The 15,395-nt window shown below is 70.6% G+C and carries 15 protein-coding genes and 1 other annotated feature; of the genes, 10 read left to right on the top strand and 5 right to left on the bottom strand.

Annotated elements, in window-relative coordinates:
• Position 1: 1 nt before the first annotated feature.
• The 4 genes from RQM47_RS17030 to RQM47_RS17015 all read left to right on the top strand — a co-directional run bounded on the left by RQM47_RS17030 (position 2) and on the right by RQM47_RS17015 (position 4,907).
• Positions 2 to 817: a LytTR family DNA-binding domain-containing protein gene (locus tag RQM47_RS17030; protein WP_314009909.1), complete on the top strand. Its 816-nt coding sequence runs from the start codon at positions 2 to 4 to the stop codon at positions 815 to 817.
• Between the two features lie 18 nt (positions 818 to 835).
• Positions 836 to 2,575: an ABC transporter ATP-binding protein gene (locus RQM47_RS17025; protein WP_314009907.1), complete on the top strand. Its 1,740-nt coding sequence runs from the start codon at positions 836 to 838 to the stop codon at positions 2,573 to 2,575.
• Entirely contained in the window at positions 2,572 to 4,311 is a 1,740-nt protein-coding gene (locus RQM47_RS17020) for an ABC transporter ATP-binding protein (protein WP_314009905.1), read from the top strand. The genes RQM47_RS17025 and RQM47_RS17020 overlap by 4 nt, the downstream gene beginning before the upstream one ends.
• A 155-nt stretch (positions 4,312 to 4,466) precedes the next feature.
• Positions 4,467 to 4,907, top strand: coding sequence for a hypothetical protein (locus RQM47_RS17015; RefSeq protein ID WP_314009903.1), 441 nt, complete (start codon positions 4,467 to 4,469; stop codon positions 4,905 to 4,907).
• Between the two features lie 311 nt (positions 4,908 to 5,218).
• Here the strand turns inward: RQM47_RS17015 and RQM47_RS17010 are convergent, their stop codons facing one another.
• The 3 genes from RQM47_RS17010 to RQM47_RS17000 all read right to left on the bottom strand — a co-directional run bounded on the left by RQM47_RS17010 (position 5,219) and on the right by RQM47_RS17000 (position 7,582).
• Positions 5,219 to 5,782 carry a ricin-type beta-trefoil lectin domain protein gene (locus tag RQM47_RS17010; protein ID WP_314009901.1) on the bottom strand — a complete coding sequence of 188 codons (564 nt, stop codon included), beginning with the start codon at positions 5,780 to 5,782 and terminating at the stop codon, positions 5,219 to 5,221.
• Positions 5,783 to 6,084: 302 nt separating this feature from the next.
• The gene (locus RQM47_RS17005) at positions 6,085 to 7,290 is read right to left on the bottom strand and encodes a multidrug effflux MFS transporter (protein ID WP_314009899.1); all 1,206 of its coding nucleotides are present in this window, start codon (positions 7,288 to 7,290) and stop codon (positions 6,085 to 6,087) included.
• Positions 7,291 to 7,354: 64 nt separating this feature from the next.
• Positions 7,355 to 7,582, bottom strand: coding sequence for a LuxR C-terminal-related transcriptional regulator (locus RQM47_RS17000; protein WP_314009897.1), 228 nt, complete (start codon positions 7,580 to 7,582; stop codon positions 7,355 to 7,357).
• A gap of 79 nt (positions 7,583 to 7,661) precedes the next feature.
• Here RQM47_RS17000 and RQM47_RS16995 point away from each other — a divergent pair, with 79 nt between their 5' ends.
• The 3 genes from RQM47_RS16995 to RQM47_RS16985 all read left to right on the top strand — a co-directional run bounded on the left by RQM47_RS16995 (position 7,662) and on the right by RQM47_RS16985 (position 10,307).
• A complete protein-coding gene (locus tag RQM47_RS16995) occupies positions 7,662 to 8,324 on the top strand; it encodes a DUF6166 domain-containing protein (RefSeq protein ID WP_314009895.1) in 663 nt (220 codons plus the stop codon).
• 230 nt (positions 8,325 to 8,554) lie between these two features.
• Positions 8,555 to 9,028 (top strand): hypothetical protein, encoded by a 474-nt coding sequence (locus tag RQM47_RS16990; RefSeq protein WP_314009894.1) that lies wholly within the window; start codon positions 8,555 to 8,557, stop codon positions 9,026 to 9,028.
• Positions 9,029 to 9,075: 47 nt separating this feature from the next.
• Positions 9,076 to 10,307, top strand: a protein-coding gene (locus RQM47_RS16985; protein ID WP_409945781.1) for an IS3 family transposase whose coding sequence is annotated in 2 segments (ribosomal slippage) — positions 9,076 to 9,358 and positions 9,358 to 10,307 — 1,233 coding nt in all. Because the reading frame shifts where the segments join, the coding sequence is not laid out codon by codon here.
• Positions 9,354 to 9,470 (top strand) — a sequence feature (AL1L pseudoknot). It overlaps the preceding gene by 117 nt.
• Here RQM47_RS16985 and RQM47_RS16980 read toward each other — a convergent pair.
• On the bottom strand, positions 10,280 to 10,633 hold the full coding sequence (locus RQM47_RS16980) for a hypothetical protein (RefSeq protein ID WP_314009893.1): 354 nt from the start codon (positions 10,631 to 10,633) through the stop codon (positions 10,280 to 10,282). The two genes, RQM47_RS16985 and RQM47_RS16980, sit on opposite strands and share 28 nt — an antisense overlap.
• Positions 10,634 to 11,757: 1,124 nt before the next feature.
• Between RQM47_RS16980 and RQM47_RS16975 the strand changes: the two genes are divergently transcribed.
• From RQM47_RS16975 to RQM47_RS16965, 3 genes are all read left to right on the top strand, one after another.
• Entirely contained in the window at positions 11,758 to 12,834 is a 1,077-nt protein-coding gene (locus RQM47_RS16975; RefSeq protein ID WP_314009892.1) for an AraC family transcriptional regulator, read from the top strand.
• A gap of 222 nt (positions 12,835 to 13,056) precedes the next feature.
• Positions 13,057 to 13,284: a hypothetical protein gene (locus tag RQM47_RS16970; protein WP_314009890.1), complete on the top strand. Its 228-nt coding sequence runs from the start codon at positions 13,057 to 13,059 to the stop codon at positions 13,282 to 13,284.
• 73 nt (positions 13,285 to 13,357) lie between these two features.
• Positions 13,358 to 13,972 carry a PRC-barrel domain-containing protein gene (locus tag RQM47_RS16965; RefSeq protein WP_314009889.1) on the top strand — a complete coding sequence of 205 codons (615 nt, stop codon included), beginning with the start codon at positions 13,358 to 13,360 and terminating at the stop codon, positions 13,970 to 13,972.
• Positions 13,973 to 13,998: 26 nt separating this feature from the next.
• Here RQM47_RS16965 and RQM47_RS16960 read toward each other — a convergent pair whose 3' ends face one another.
• Positions 13,999 to 15,360 carry a phospholipase D-like domain-containing protein gene (locus tag RQM47_RS16960; RefSeq protein WP_314009888.1) on the bottom strand — a complete coding sequence of 454 codons (1,362 nt, stop codon included), beginning with the start codon at positions 15,358 to 15,360 and terminating at the stop codon, positions 13,999 to 14,001.
• Between the last annotated feature and the right edge of the window lie 35 nt (positions 15,361 to 15,395).

Here is a 15,395-nt window from a genome sequence, read left to right as displayed (position 1 = left end):
CATGCACGCCCCGCTCCGCGTCCTCATCGCCGACGACGAGCCGCTCGCTCGCAAGCGGCTCCGAACCCTGCTCGGCCGGGCCGACGACGTCGAGGTCGTCGGCGAGGCGGCGTCCGGGTCGGAGGCGGCCCTAGCGATCGAGGCGCTCCTCGCGGGGGGCCGCCCGGCCGATGTCGCTTTCCTCGACGTCCAGATGCCCGGAATGACCGGGTTCGGCGTCGTCCGCGCCGTCGGGCCGGACCGGATGCCCGTGACCGTGTTCGTGACGGCGTTCGACCAGCACGCCATCGAGGCCTTCGAGCTGGCGGCGCTCGACTACCTCACGAAGCCGTTCGAGAACGACCGGTTCGAGGCCGCGCTCGCCCGAGCCCGCGAGGCCGTCCGCTCTCGAGACCGCGACGCGCTCCACGCCAAGCTCCTCGCGCTCCTGGGCGGCCGCGCCGTCGGGCTGGAGGCGTCCGAGCCGACGCCCGCCCCACCCACGTACCTCGAGCGGATCGCCGTCGAGACGCGGGGCCAGATCCGCGTCGTGTCCGTCGCCGACGTGGACTACTTCACGGTCGACGGGGACTACGTGGCCGTCCACGCGGGCGAGAGCACGCACCTGATCCGCGACACGCTCTCGGCGCTGGAGGAGCGGCTCGACCCCGCCGACTTTTTCCGGGTCCACCGCTCGACGATCGTCCGGCTCGACCGGATCGACGCGCTGCTGACCGCACCGGGCGGGGACTACGCCGTCCGGCTCCGCGACCGGACGAGGCTGAGCGTGGCCCGGGGACGCCGCGACGCGCTCGCGGAGCGGATGGGCCTCTCGTAGATCATGCCCGGCGCCCCCATGCACTCTCCGATCCGCCGCGCCCTGGCCGGGCTGTGGACCTACCGGCTCGACACGGGCGGCGCGCTCGCCGCCCTGCTGATCGTCTCGGCGGCCGGCCTGGCCGTGCCGTACCTCACCGGCTGGGCCATCGACGAGGGCTTGGTCGCGGCCGACCGCGGCATCGTCCTGACGGCCGCGGTCGCGCTCGTCGGCATCGCGCTCGTGCGCGGGCTGGCCCAGTTCGCCCAGGGCTATCTCGCCGAGCGCGCCTCCCAGGGCGTCGCCTTCGACCTCCGCGAGGCGCTCTTCGCCAAGCTCCAGCGGCTGGACAGCGCCTACTACGACGACGCCCAAACCGGCCAGCTCGTCACGCGCGTGACGTCGGACGTGGAGCAGGTCCGCTCGTTCATCGGCGGGGGCGTCGTCCAGCTCGTCGCGGCCATCGTGCTGTTCGGGGGCACGGCGGCGCTCCTGCTCTCGATCAACGTCACCCTCGCGCTCGTCGCGATCGCGGTCGTGCCGCCGATCGCGATTCTGATTGCGCGCTTCGTCCGGGTCATCCAGCCGCTCTTCGGCCGCGTCCAGGCGACGGTCGGCCGCCTCAACACGGTCCTGCAGGAGAACGTGGCCGGCGTGCGCGTCGTCCGCGCGTTCGCCCGCGAGCCCTCCGAGCGCGACCGCTACGACGACGTCAACGGCACGCTGCGCGCGGTCACCGTCGAGACCGTCCGGGCGCGCTCCAACACCTTCCCGGTCGTGAACCTGACCTCCGACCTGGGCGCGCTCGCCATCGTCTGGGTCGGCGGCACGCTCGTCTACGGCGGCACGCTGACGCTGGGGGAGCTCGTGGCGTTCAACAGCTACCTCAGCCTGCTCCTGCAGCCCATCCGCACCGTCGGCATGCTGTCGGCGTCGCTAGCGCGCGCCGCCGTCTCCGCCGAGCGCGTCTACGCCGTCCTCGACGCGGCCGTCGAGGTCCAGGACGCGCCGGACGCCGTGCCGCTCCCGCCGCTCCGCTGCCGCGTCGCCTTCCACGACGTCTCGTTCCACTACCCCGGTGACGACGACGACGTGCTCTGCGGCGTCTCGCTGGACGCCAGGCCGGGCGAGACGGTCGCCATCCTGGGCGAGACGGGCTCGGGCAAGAGCACGCTCGTCGAGCTCATCCCGCGATTCTACGACGTCACCGGCGGCCGCATCGAGATCGACGGCCACGACATCCGCGACGTGACGCTCGACAGCCTGCGTCGCCAGGTCGGTTTCGTCTTGCAGGACGTGGTCCTGTTCTCAGGGACGGTCCGCGACAACATCGCCTACGGCCGCCCCGACGCGACCGCCGCCGAGGTCGTCACCGCCGCCGTGACCGCGCAGGCCGACGCGTTCATCCGCACGCTCGACGGCGGCTACGACGCGTCCGTCGGCGAGCGCGGCGCCGGGCTCTCGGGCGGCCAGCGCCAGCGCATCGCGATCGCGCGCGCGCTGCTGGTCGCGCCGCGGCTGCTCATCCTGGACGACTCGACCTCGGCGCTCGACACGCGCACCGAATCCGCGCTCCTCGACGCGCTCGGCCGCCTCATCGACGACCGCCGGACGACGGTCTTCGTCGTCGCGCAGCGCCTCTCCACGCTCCGGCGCGCCGACCGCATCCTGGTCCTCGACGGCGGGCGCATCGCCGCGCGCGGCACGCACGACGAGCTCCTCGACGGGAGCCCGCTCTACGCCGACCTGCTCGGCTCCCAGATCGAGGCCACACCGTGAGCACGCCCCAGACCCCGCCTCCTACGCCCGGCCGCCGCCTGCTCGGCGAGCTCCATCCCTACCGCGCGCGCCTCGGGCTGGCGCTCGCGCTGATCGCCGTCGAGGCCGTCGCCCAGGCGCTCGGGCCGTTCCTCGTCGGCCGCGCCATCGACCAGGCCATCGAGACGCCGGACCCGGCGCTGCTGGCCCGGCTGATGGGTCTGCTCGGCGCGGTCTACCTCGTCGGCGCGGTCGCCTCGCGGGTCCAGACGATGGAGATCGGCGTCGTCGGCCAGCGGCTCCTCGAAGACCTGCGCGGACGCCTGTTTCGCCAGTTCCAGCGGCTGCCCATGGGGTACTATGACACGCACCCGGTGGGGGACCTGATGAGCCGGGTCACCAACGACGTCGACACCCTGTCCACGCTGCTCTCGCAGGGCCTGATCCAGGTCGTCGGCGCGCTCCTGAGCCTGATCGGCGTCCTAATCGCCATGCTGGCGCTCGACGTGCCGCTCGCGCTCGCCTGCTTTCTCGTGCTGCCGCTCACCGTCGGCGTCACGGCCGTGCTGTCGCGCCTGGCGCGGGCGGCCTTCCGCGACACGCGGCGCGCCATCGGCGCCGTGACGGCGCGCGCCCAGGAGGACATCGTCGGCGTGCGCGTGGCGCAGGCGTTCGCGCGGACCGACGAGAACGTCCTGGCCTTCTCCGCGCTCAACGCCGCCAACCGCGACGCCTCCGTCCGCGCCATCGCCATCACGTCGGCCTTGGCGCCGTCGATCGACGTGCTCTCGACCGCCGCCACGGCCGTCGTCCTGGGTGTAGGGGGCACGCTCGTGCTGGGCGGCTCGCTCACGGTGGGCGTACTGACGGCGTTCCTGCTCTACGTCCAGCAGTTTTTCCGGCCCGTCCAGCTCGCGGCCACGGTCTACGCCCAACTCCAGTCCGCCCTGGCGGGCGCCGAGCGCATCTACGGCATCCTCGACGAGCTCCGCCAGCCCGACGACGCCGGCGCCCCGGCCATCGACGTCCCGCGCGGCGAGGTCGTCTTCGACGACGTGTCGTTCGCCTACGACGGCGGCCCGACCGTCCTGCACCACCTCTCGTTCCGCGCCGCGCCCGGCCAGACCGTCGCGCTCGTCGGCACCACGGGCGCAGGCAAGACGACCGTCGTCAACCTCGTCCCGCGCTTCTACGACGCGACCTCGGGGGCCGTCCGCGTCGACGGCACCGACGTCACCACGGTCTCGCGCGCCTCGCTCCGCGCGGCCATCGCGACCGTCCCCCAGACGCCGTTCCTGTTCTCGGGGACCGTCGCCGACAACATCGCCTACGGGGCCGCTGGCGCGACGCGAGACGACGTCGAGGCGGCGGCGCGCGCGGTCCACGCGCACACGTTCATCGACGAGCTGGCCGGCGGCTACGACACGGTCCTGGGCGAGGACGGCGGCGGCCTGTCGCAGGGGCAGCGCCAGCTGCTGTCGTTCGCGCGCGCGCTCGTCGGCGACCCGCGCATCCTGATCCTCGACGAGGCCACGTCGAACGTCGACACGCGCACCGAGGCGCTCATCCAGAAGGGGCTGGAGACGCTGCTCGCCGGGCGCACGGCGCTCGTGATCGCGCACCGCCTGTCGACCATCCGCGACGCCGACCGCATCCTGGTCTTGGACGCGGGGCGCATCGTGGAGGAGGGCACGCACGACGAGCTGCTCGCTGCGGGCGGCGCCTACGCCGCGCTCGAACGCTCCACCGCGCCGTGACGCCTCGACGCCGGCTTTCCACGGCCTCACCGGCCGTTCCAGAACCACCGCGAGAACGACATCGCGGCCGACGGAGGCTCCGCGACCGGACAGAGCTGGGCGTGGCCCAGGGGCGCCGCACGTAAGTTGACGGCTCCTCCAGACGGTCGACGCCCATGCACGTACGCACCCCCACCGCCCTCTACGCGTTTGGCGTCCTGGTCACACTGGCGGCCGCGGCCGGCTGCGGGCGTGAAGACCCCGACGTGGTCTGGGACGGGCAGATCGTCCTAGAGAACGGCAGCACCTTCCCTGTTGAGTACGGCGTCTTCGCCGATTGGGAATCCGCCAGACACTTCATCCGACCGGCCAACACGCTCCTCGAACCGATGGAGTTGAACGACTTCAGGGTGGTCTCCGGTACGTCCGACCGTCCGGACGTGGTCTCCTTCAACCTCGTCAATCCCGTCGGAGAGGAAGACGAGTGCGTGCTCCCCAAGCAGTCCGACGGGAGCTTCCGGGGGCCCTGCGTAGGAGGGGCGGTGTCAGGCGTGAGCGAGTTTACGATCTGGCCTCCGGGGTGGGAGTCGCCGGACGAGCCGAGTTCGGAGGAGTAGGCCCGGAACGTGAGCCCGACGCACGGCCGCGGCCTCTGCGAGGGCGACGGCACGCCCTTCCCGGACAGGTCGCCGCGCCAAGGCTGCGCCGATCAACCCGCTTGCGGTCCCCGAACGAATCGCCCGCGTGGGCGAGGACTGTGACAACGACCATGGTGAAGGCGCGCTAGGAGGACGGGGCCGCACTCGTCACGGGCCTCGTGCAAGGGCGGAGGGCCTCTCGCAGACGCCTAGCCTCTGGCGGCTGAGACCGCTGAGCAGACCAGCCGCCAGCGCCTTTGGCGGCCACCTCGGTAGGGGACGTTCGGTCGCTAGGCCCGGATCACCCACTGCTTAAAGCTGGCGGGTAGGTCCGCGCACGCCGCCATGATCAGGTCGCGCGACTGGTAGGGCCCGGCGTCGTCGATGGTTTCCGCGACGGTGACGCACTGCGGCGGGTCGGCCCCATACTTGATCTCCATCGTGTCGGAGTCGTAGGCGAACCGCTGGGTGGGCTCGTCGTCCACGCAGTCGAGCAGGCCGAAGGGCACCTCCACGTTCTCGGGATCGCTGTACGCCATGCACAGGCCGCCGTACTCCACCGATTCGATGTGGCCGGTGTCGGCGTCGAACGAGAACTGCACGTCACCGCCGGTGGGCTTGCACGAGTGCGCGTGGAGCTGGTCGCTCTGCCCCCGGCCCACGGTGTCGATGCACCAGCCGAGGCCCGCTTCCTCGTCGAGGTTGTCGGCCAGGTAGATCAGGGTCCCTTCGGTCTGGATGGTGGGAGCCTGTTGGGAGGGCGGAGTCTGTTCAGCATCAGGGTCCTGTTGCGTGTCAGGAGCCTGTGCACAAGCCGATAGAGAGGCTGCCAGGCCTACGACGGCGGCGGTCACGGCAGCTTGGAGCGTAGGCAGACGGTTCATCGTGGTCGTCCTTCGGAGGTCGTCGAGAGAGCGGGATGCGGGCCGGAGGGTGCCAGTCTCAGATCGGCTGCACAGGTGCGAGCCGCCGGCCACAAGGTAGAGGCGCGGTAACACGCGCGTGAAGAAGCCGCTCGGCCGTGAGGACGCCGCCGAGCGACCGGGCAAGGGAAACGTGCGAGCCGAACCCCCGCTGTCTCCAACACGCAGTGCCAACGTCTGAGTGGCCGCTACGCCGAGCCGGGAATCACCTCGCCGCGCGCCGGGTAGTCGTTTCAGAGTGATTGTGGTGGGCTCGTGGCGGGCGAGGTCGGCGCGGTTTCCGCCTTGGTGAGCAGCCAGAAACACGCCGAGGCGAGCAGGGCCGCCGCGACGATGGCGATGGCCATTGGCACGGGATCCTCTTCGCCGCCGAGGCCCACGAGGGGGGAGACCAGCGCCCCGAGGCCAAACTGGGCCGCCCCCAGCACCGCCGAAGCCGTCCCAGCAAAGAGGGGCGCCCTAAGGATCGCCAGGGCGCTGGCGTTGCCGAGGATCAGCCCGACGGAGGCGAGCGTGAGAAAAACGGCAGGCAGCACCCACATCGGTCCGGCGCCCGCGAGAACGCACGCCATCAGCGCAAAGGACGCCGCCAGCAAGAGGACGAGCCCGAAGCCCGTCTGGCGCCTCGGGCCGATCCGCGAGACCAGCCTGGCGGAGAGCGCAGCGGAGGCCATCATGCCGGCGGCGTTCGTCCCGAACGCGATGGAAAACTCTGTCGGCGTCAAGCCGAGGACCGTCTGGAACACGAACGGCGAGGCGGAGATGTAGCCGTACAGCGCCATAAAGCTGAACCCCGCGACGAGGGTGTACCCGACGTACTCCCGGTTGCCGAGGAGCTGGCGTATCGAGTCCCAGAGAGGCCCGAGCCCTGCGTCGGAGCGCTGCTCGCGCGGCAGACTCTCGCCGATGAACCGGACGACGCCGACGAACGATAGGATGGACAACCCGGTGATGACGGCGAACACGCCGCGCCATCCCGCCACGGCGACGATCCCCGTCCCTGCGGACGGCGCCAGAACCGGCGCCAGGCCGCCGATCATCGTCATCACCTGAAAGAGCCGCGCCGTCACGGTCTCGTCGTCCGTGCGGTCCGAAATGATGGACCGCGCCAGCACGACGCCCGCTGCCCCGCCGAACCCTTGAACCGTACGCAGTGCGATCAGGGTCTCGATGTTCGGCGCGACGACGCAGAGAGCGCCTGCGAGGATCGCCAGGGCCGTCCCGATCAGCAACGGCCGACGCCGGCCGAAGCGGTCCGACAGAGGCCCGATGACGAGCTGACCTCCCGCCAGGCCGATCATAAAACTCGTCAGCGTCAGCTGGACCGACGCCGCGTTCGTCGCCAGGTCCTCGGCCATCTGCGGGAATCCCGGCAGGTACATGTCGGTCGCCAGCGGGGCGACGGCCGACAGCAGCGCGAGGACCAGGATGGTGACCACCGACAGCGCCGGGGCGGCGGGTGGGGCCGTGTGCGTCGACGGTGGAGATGCCATGCGCGCTGCCTTATGCCGGGACCAGCCCACGATCGCACTCGACCCACGCGACGGCGTGCTTCGGGAGCGTGGTTCCGTTCTTGAATTCCAGTTCCGCTTTGACCCGGGAGCGGTAGCTCTCGACCGTTTTGACGGACAGGTGGAGGTGGTCGGCCGCCTCGTGCGTGGTGGCCACCCGCCCGGTCATCTCGAACACCTCGAGCTCGTGGTTCGAGAGGGCACTGAGCGGGCTCTCCATGGGGGACTTCACGGCCACGCCGAACAGGATCCGGTCCTCGAGGGGCTCGGCCAGGTAGATCGGGGGTCCTTCGGTCTGGATGGCGGGAGCCTGCTGGGCCGCGCTCGACCTCGACGCGGTCGAGGACGGCCTGCGGGCCAGCCACGACGGGATGCCACTCGGGCTCGTCCAGTCCAAGCACCTCGGGTGGGTCCGGCCGCTCGTCCCGTTCGGGCTCACGGTCTACCTCGCCCGCGTGACGGGTGCTGGCGCCGCGAGCCGTGGGTACAGGCTCGGGTGCAACGTGGCCTTCGGCCACGTCGGGGAGGCCCTTCGCCGACTGGCGGACGGCGCCAGCGGCGGGGACGGCGCCTCGACGGTGCCGTCCGTAGACGGGCGGAGCCCTCTCCGGCTCGTCGTGCCGGGCGAGGTCCGGCACGAGCCCATCGGGGTTCCGGTCCGGCCGGAGTACGAGGCGCTCACCGGCGACGCGGATGACGTGGTCTTGTGGCGAACGCTGGAGGGGGAGGCCCACGCCTCGGTGCCCCACGCCGCCAGGCATTCGCCGACGGGCATCGAATGGGGCTACGGCGGGTCTGGTCCGGCCGACCTCGCGCTGAGCGTGCTGCTCGCACTCACCGACGAGAGGACGGCGAACACGCTCTACCACCGCTTCAAGCACGAGGTCGTGGCCGCAGTCCCCGAGGCGGGCGGCGTGCTCCGCGCCGCCGATGTCCGGCGGTGGGTCGGGCGGGCTCGCTGAGACCGCGACTGGCGCTCGGTGCCGGTGGCCGCTCCCCGGAAGGCGAGGAGCGGCCCCGGCACCCGGTCGGACGCCGTGATGAAACCCCCAACTACGGTATTCCCATGTCCACCCTGCAAGCAGATGCTGCCACGGCTGCTGACTCATCGGACTCGCGTTCAACACTCGAGCTGAGAGCCGACGCAAAGAGTCGCCTCCTGGCCGACGTTGCGCTCGCATTCCAAACGCCGGTGCTCCCGGCGAACCCGTTCCCGGAGCGCGTCACAGGCCGAAACGCGCAGACGGCTGAGCGTCTCGCGGCGTGGGTGGGCGAGACCCGCGAAGCGGTGGAGTCGCTCTTGGAACAGCTCCGCGAGAAGCCCGACGACGCGCGCATTTCAGATCGCACGAGCACGCGCCTCCGACGCCTCGCACGAGAGTGGCGCGTCCTCAAAGCCTTCCGCCAGCTGCACGAGGCTCATCGGTGTCCCGGCATCTTCCACCGGCTCCGCACGAAGGCCGACTTCCTTACGCTCTGCGACCGCGATGTCGATTCGTCGGCGGCGGGCTACGGCGAGCACCAGCGGCGCGTGCTCTCGAAGCGCGGGATCTCCCACCGGCACATCTGGGCCGAGGCGCGTCGTCTCGCAGCCGAGATCGGGCTCCTGGACGACGATCCGAGCGTGGACAGCGCCGCTCCAGTGTCGGGCGATGGTCTCGTCTGAATCAACCCGGGTTTGCCGGAGGCTCCCATCCTTGACAACTTGGAGCCATGAGCAAGTCCACCCGCTATTCCCCCGAGGTCCGGCAGCGCGCCGTCCGCCTCGTCTTCGACCACGAGCACGACCACCCCTCGCAGTGGGCCGCCATCCGCTCGGTGGCCGAGAAGATCGGCTGCACCGCCGAGACGCTCCGCAACTGGGTTCGCCAGGCTGAGCGCGACCACGGCCGTCGCGCCGGCCCCTCCACCGACGACCGAGCGCGGCTGAAGGAGTTGGAGCGCGAGAACCGCGAGCTGCGCCGCGCCAACGAGATCCTCCGCAAGGCGTCCGCGTATTTCGCACAGGCGGAGCTCGACCGCCGACCGAGACGATGATCACGTTCATCGACGACCACCGCGAGGCCTACGGAGTCGAGCCGATCTGCAAGGTTCTGCCGATCGCTCCGTCGACCTACTACGCCGCCAAAGCCCGCCAGTCCGATCCGGCCCTGCGCTCGGCGCGGTCACAGAGCGACGAGGCCCTGCGTGCTGAGATCCAGCGCGTGTGGGACGAGAACCGCTCGGTCTACGGCGCAAAGAAGGTCTGGAAGCAGTTGAAACGCGAAGGCTTCGTGGTCGCCCGCTGCACCGTCGCCCGGCTGATGCGCACAATGGGTCTGCGCGGCGTCACGCGGGGCCGCCGTGTCCGCACGACCGTACCGGCGGATCTGGCCGAGCGCCCGCTCGATTTGGTGGAGCGCGACTTCACCGCCGAGCGCCCCAACCAGCTCTGGGTGTCGGACCTGACCTACGTCGCCACCTGGCGCGGCTTCGTCTATGTCGCCTTCGTGATCGACGTGTTCTCGCGGCGCATCGTCGGCTGGCGCGTGTCGAACTCGCTGCGGAGCGACTTGGCGCTCGACGCGCTGGAGCAGGCCATCTGCGAGCGCTCGGTCGGCGACGATCCCCTCGTTCACCATAGCGATAGGGGCGTTCAATACCTGTCCATTCGCTACACCGAGCGGCTCTCCGAGGCGGGCATCGAGCCGTCGGTCGGAAGCAAGGGAGATTCCTACGACAACGCCCTGGCTGAGACGGTGATCGGCTTGTTCAAGACCGAGGAGATCCACCGCAACGGGCCGTGGCGCGGCCTCGAAGACGTCGAACTCGCCACGCTGGAATGGGTGTGGTGGTTCAACGAGCGGCGCCTGCTCGAGCCTCTCGGCTACCTTCCGCCAGCCGAGTACGAAGACGCTTTCTACCGCCGCTTGGAGACTCAGGTCACCGAGGCGGCACTCACGTAATCCGGTCTCCGGCAAACCCGGGTTGATTCACCCCCCCCTGCCGCCTGCGCTCGGACACGGAGCTCTCGGGCGGCCCGCTCCATCTCCCCGGCAGCGCTGTCGGGGCGCGAGGCCGCAACGTGCCGGCGCGCGGCGTCGAGCCGGCGGCGGTGGGGCTCGTAGGGGTCGATGGAATCGTCGAACAGGGACGTGTCAGGAGTTGCGAGGACCACATCGGCCTCGGCGGCGGCGACGGCGGGCTCGTCGCGCTGGGAGCAGCCCGTCAATGCGAGGACGGCGGCCATAGTCAGCGCGACGAGGAGCTGGCGGTAGAGAAGGGTGTTCATCGGCGTTGAAAGCGGGAGAGGGCGCAGAAGCGTGGCAGAAGCGTGAGGGGGCGGACGACACACGCTCCCCCCGGACCACCCGGTTGCCACTAGCAGGATGTGCCAGAGTGTTGACCGATCCCGCCAGCGGGCGTGCAACCTCTGGCCTCCGCCCTGAGCTTGTCCCGTCTGGATGGACACCCCCGCCGAGAGACGCTCAAACGCTCGTTAGGAGCCGAGGCATCGAGACGAGGTCACCTTCTACGGCCATCCGTTGTCGTGCCCCGCATGTCGTCTGTCGCGCTCAGTCACTGTGTAGCGCTGGGCGCGCGCCGACGTTGTCGGAGGCCGCTGAGGTTCAGGCGCCCAAACGGCGCAGAGTGTCGGGCTCCGCCGGCCGCGCCCTAAAGACCACGCACCTGCGTCCCGTGCCATGCCGACGCCTCCACCCGTCTTTTCGCTGGGAGCCCTCGTCACAGATGTCCTCTTCGCCGACGTTCGTCCTGATGGCCGTGTGGGCGGCCGTGGTGATCGGGCGTGTGCTGTTTCCCAAGCGCCCACCTCCGCCCAGTGCGCTGGCCCGTCGCCAGCAGCAGGCGCTCCAGAGCGAAACCACCCCAATCTGCCTCCGGGACATCCTGGAGGACCAAGCGCTCCGTCGGGCACTCCACGATGAGTCGTACGCCGGGCGGCCCGCCAGCGAGAGGCCAGCACTTCGCCCGCCCCTCGACGACCTGTGGGTACGACGCAACGGAGGGCGCACGGCTCCGCTGGACGAGTGTGGCGGAGTAAGCAGCGGACGTCAGAGAAAGACCGGCCACGAAGAGGGCTCGGGGGCCAGGCCATCGTCATCGTGGAGGGGCCTGTCCTGGCCCGGGACGCCCCCGGCACTGGAGGGGCCGGGCGGGGGCACGCCGGGGCTCGCTCGATCAGCCGGTTCCACCGGAGACGCATCGGGGGGGCGCCCTGAAGTTTTAGGTGGCTGGGGGCTGATGGGGTCGGGCACGTTTTAAGAACAAAAGGTGAAACCGAGGTCTTGAGTCAGAGTATCCCTGATGGCTCTCTGTGGATTGACTCTGCGCGCCGCGCTGCATCCCTATCACGACGTTTTGCTCGGCGAGTAGATTCACGCGCGCCTCGACCCGATGTTCGATTCTTCCCTGGCCCGACCGCCGGTCTCTCCGACGGTCCACCGATCCTCGTCTCGCCATGCCGTCCCGGCTCGTCACGCTCGCGGCGTGATCCGCTGCGCGGTCGAAAAGGGAGCACGTCGCCGAGTGCTCCAGACGGCAGCGAGGCTTACCGACGACGCACTGAACGACCTGGACGGCTGGGTGGGGGGGGAACAGATGGCGATGCTTTGGGTGTCGGCTGCGGAGGAAAGCGGCGACCCCGACTTCGGGCTCCACATGGGAAGCCAGTCGCGACCGTCCGAGCTCTCGATCGTGGGCTACCTCATGCTCAGCTCTGAGACGTTGGGAGAAGCCTTCGGTGCCCTGGCGCGCTACTACATGCTCGTTGCGCCTGACCGGCAGACTCGGCTGGTGCGGGGTGGGAGCGACCACGCAGCGGCGCTCGAGATCGAGATGGGCACCCCCCCATATCCGCTCAGCGCCTGCCGCCAGTCGCTCGAAGCGGCGATGGCGGCCTTCACCTCCTTCGCGAAGAGGCTGACCGGTCGCCCCCTGCCCGTGCTCACCGTCGCGTTCGCGCACGAGCAGCCGACGACGGGGACGGTGACGCACGAGGAGGTGTTCGGCGTGGTGCCGACGTTCGGGGCCGAGCTCTACCGTCTGGCGTTCGAGCCCACCGCCCTACGCTGGCGGGGAGTGGAGGCCAGCCCCGAGCTCCACGCCGTGTTCGAGCGCGAGGCTGACCGGTTGGTCGACCAGCAGGCACAAACCGTTAGTAGCCGCGCAGCCGCGAGCGTCGAGCAGCGCCTCCGGGGCTCCGTCCCAGTGCTGGCGGACGTGGCCGCCGACCTCGCCCTGGGCGAGCGGACGTTGCAGCGTCACCTGGCCGACGAGGGGACGACGTTTCAGCAGGTCATCGATGACGTCCGGCGCGACATCGCGACGCGCCACCTCTCTGGGAATCAGGGGACGATCCACGAGGTCGCGTTCCTCCTGGGGTACTCGGAGCCGAGCGCGTTCCACCGGGCCTTCAAGAGGTGGACGGGCGTGACGCCGGGGGCGTACCGGTCGGTCCGCGCGGAGGCCTAGCCTGAGCCTGTGTCGCTCGGGTACTCCGTCGTCTCTGGCTCCGCCACTGCTAGTGGGGTGTGCAACGTCGCCTCGGGGTAGTCCTCTGGCGCAACGGGTCAATGGGAGGACGTGGACCGAGCGAGACGTTAGAAGCTCGGAACGAAGCACTCCCACTTCGCCCCGCTCGGACCGCGACCCGCGGCTGCCCCTCTGGCTGGCACCCTCCCTGCCCTTCCCGTCATGCGTGGACTCCTCCTGCTCGCACTCCTCCCCCTCGCCGCGTGCCAGTGGCCCGGCCGCCCAGACGGCGGGGACCCCAGCCATTCCCACGCTGACGACTACAGACAGGACGTCTACGACGCCGCGACGGGTATAGAAGGCGTTGGCGTCACGGAGATGTACGACGTGGAACCGCTCACTGCAGAGCAGAAGGCCTGGCTCAGCGGCAGCTCGACGGTTGTGCCGTAGACAGAGTCGCCTGGCCGGCTCAGTCAGCCGTCGAATCGTGCTCGCCCCCCTTCCCGCCCTGACAGGCACCCCAATGAACATCTCTCCGAATGCGAAGGCCACGTTTCGCGATGGGACGACGGGCCACGTGATCCGCGTCATCTACGACCCCCGCACGGCAGACGTGACGCACGTGGTGGTGCAGGTCGGCCATCTCGGCGCCCCTCGGCTCGTGCCGGTCCAGGCCATCGACCACAGCGACATCCGAGGCCTCCACCTCGCCATGACAGCGCCGGAGGTGGAGGCTTGCGACTCATTCCGCCAGGTGGAGTACGTGCCGTACGACGAAGCCGCAGATCCACTGGCTCTCAACCCACTCGCGGGAGACCCGTTCGAACTCGGATGGCCGTACCTCCGGCCGGACCAGCCGGTGGCCGTCGAGGAAGACCGCGTCCCCCCGGACGAGATCGCATTCCGACGCGGGGCGTCAGTGGATTCCAGCGACGGCTACGTGGGGACCGTGGGCGCGTTTGTCGTTGAGCAGGGGAGCGGACACGCGACGCACCTTGTGCTCCATCACGGGCACCTCTGGGGCAAGAGGACGATCTCGATCCCTCTCTCGGCGACGGAGCAGATGCACGAGGACTACGTGCTCCTCTCGCTGACGAAGGAGCAGGTGGAGTCCCTACCCGACGTTCCGACCTCGTAGAGTAGACGCGGCGGCCACCCCCCCAACTACAGCAGCGGCCCCACGAGACCGGCGGCGCCCTCGGCTAGCTGGCGGCCCGGCCCGACCCCCTCGACGCCCGGCGTCGACGCGTCACCCAGCCGCTCGATCCAGCTGGCCACGGCCTCGACGTTGGGCGCGTCGTAGACCACCACGGTCACCTCGCTGTTGAGGAACAGGCTCCGGCCGTCCAGGTTGGCCGAGCCCACCAGCGCCACGTCGTCGGCCACGAGCGCCTTGGCGTGGATCATCCCCGTGTGCCGGAGCACCCGGCCGCCGGCCGCGTCGAGGTCGCGGAGCGCCGGGCCGCGCGCGAGGTCGGCGAGCCGGTGGTTCGAGGGGTCCGGCACCACCAGCCGCACGTCGACGTCGCGCCGGGCCGCGAGGGCAAGCGCTCGTGCCAGCGCGTCCTCGGGCACGAAGTACGGCGTCACGATCCACAGCCGCTCATGCGCCCCGAACGCGAGCGAGAGCACCAGGTCGAAGAGCGCGTCCGAGGCCACGTCCGGCCCCGCCGGTACCACCTGGACCGTCGACGGACCGGCGGGCACCGGCCGGGGCGCCGGGGCCGGGAGCGGCTCCCGGCTCGCCCACGCCCAGTCGGACCGGAACAGGGCCACGAAGTCGGCCACGGCCGGGCCGTCGATGCGGAACGACAAGTCGTGCCACCGCTCCGGGTCGGGGGTCGGCCCCATGTACTCATGCGCTACGTTCATGCCGCCGGCCATGACCCTGGCCTCGTCGGCCAGGAAGATCTTGCGGTGGTTGCGCAGGTTCGAGCGCCCACGGAACGGCTGGTGCAGCAGGGGCTCGAAAAAGGCGACGTGCCCGCCGGCCTGCTGTAGCGGCGCCAGCCGGGCCTTGGGGAGTGGCCGCGACCCGAGTGCGTCCAGCGACAGCCGCACGTCGAGGCCCCGGCCCGCGGCGTCCGCCAGCGCGGCGAGCAGGCCGCGCCCGGCGTCGTCGTCGCCCAGGATGAAGAGGGTGACCCAGACGGACCGCTCGGCCCCCTCGACCAAGTCGATGAGCGCCCGGTAGGCGTCCTCGCCGGTCCCCAGCAGGCGGAACGCGTTGCCGCCGGTGGCGCCCGGCAGCCCGTAGCGCCGCATGAGCCGGTCGGCAGCGGGGGCCTGGGCCTCGGCGAGCGCGTCGGCTTGGGCGAAGTCAGGGAACGGGATCGGGGGCCGCTTCTCCTTCCGGGTGCCGAGCGCGAGGTAGAGCGGGAGCCCGACGTAGGGCACCAGCACGATCGCGAGCAGCCACGCCAACGTCGACTGCGACGAGCGCCGCTCGCGCAGGATCGCCCCGGCGGCGACGAGCGTGAGCGCCGCCACGGCGACGACGGCGAGGTGGGCGAGAATCCAACTCATGGCGAGAGACTTGGGCGGCCCAGCGAGGAGTCGAG

This window comes from Rubrivirga sp. S365 (genome assembly GCF_032248475.1).
Classification (GTDB): Bacteria; Bacteroidota; Rhodothermia; order Rhodothermales; family Rubricoccaceae; genus Rubrivirga; species Rubrivirga litoralis.
Note: the sequence above shows the minus strand (reverse complement) of the source record. Positions and strands in the feature narration are given on the sequence as shown.

Coding starts and splice junctions, on each gene's coding strand:
- RQM47_RS17030 (WP_314009909.1), top strand. CDS start 2: ATGCACGCCCCGCTCCGCGTCCTCATCGCCGACGACGAGCCGCTCGCT.
- RQM47_RS17025 (WP_314009907.1), top strand. CDS start 836: ATGCACTCTCCGATCCGCCGCGCCCTGGCCGGGCTGTGGACCTACCGG.
- RQM47_RS17015 (WP_314009903.1), top strand. CDS start 4,467: ATGCACGTACGCACCCCCACCGCCCTCTACGCGTTTGGCGTCCTGGTC.
- RQM47_RS17000 (WP_314009897.1), bottom strand. CDS start 7,582: ATGGAGAGCCCGCTCAGTGCCCTCTCGAACCACGAGCTCGAGGTGTTC.
- RQM47_RS16995 (WP_314009895.1), top strand. CDS start 7,662: ATGGCGGGAGCCTGCTGGGCCGCGCTCGACCTCGACGCGGTCGAGGAC.
- RQM47_RS16980 (WP_314009893.1), bottom strand. CDS start 10,633: ATGAACACCCTTCTCTACCGCCAGCTCCTCGTCGCGCTGACTATGGCC.
- RQM47_RS16975 (WP_314009892.1), top strand. CDS start 11,758: ATGTTCGATTCTTCCCTGGCCCGACCGCCGGTCTCTCCGACGGTCCAC.
- RQM47_RS16970 (WP_314009890.1), top strand. CDS start 13,057: ATGCGTGGACTCCTCCTGCTCGCACTCCTCCCCCTCGCCGCGTGCCAG.
- RQM47_RS16965 (WP_314009889.1), top strand. CDS start 13,358: ATGAACATCTCTCCGAATGCGAAGGCCACGTTTCGCGATGGGACGACG.
- RQM47_RS16960 (WP_314009888.1), bottom strand. CDS start 15,360: ATGAGTTGGATTCTCGCCCACCTCGCCGTCGTCGCCGTGGCGGCGCTC.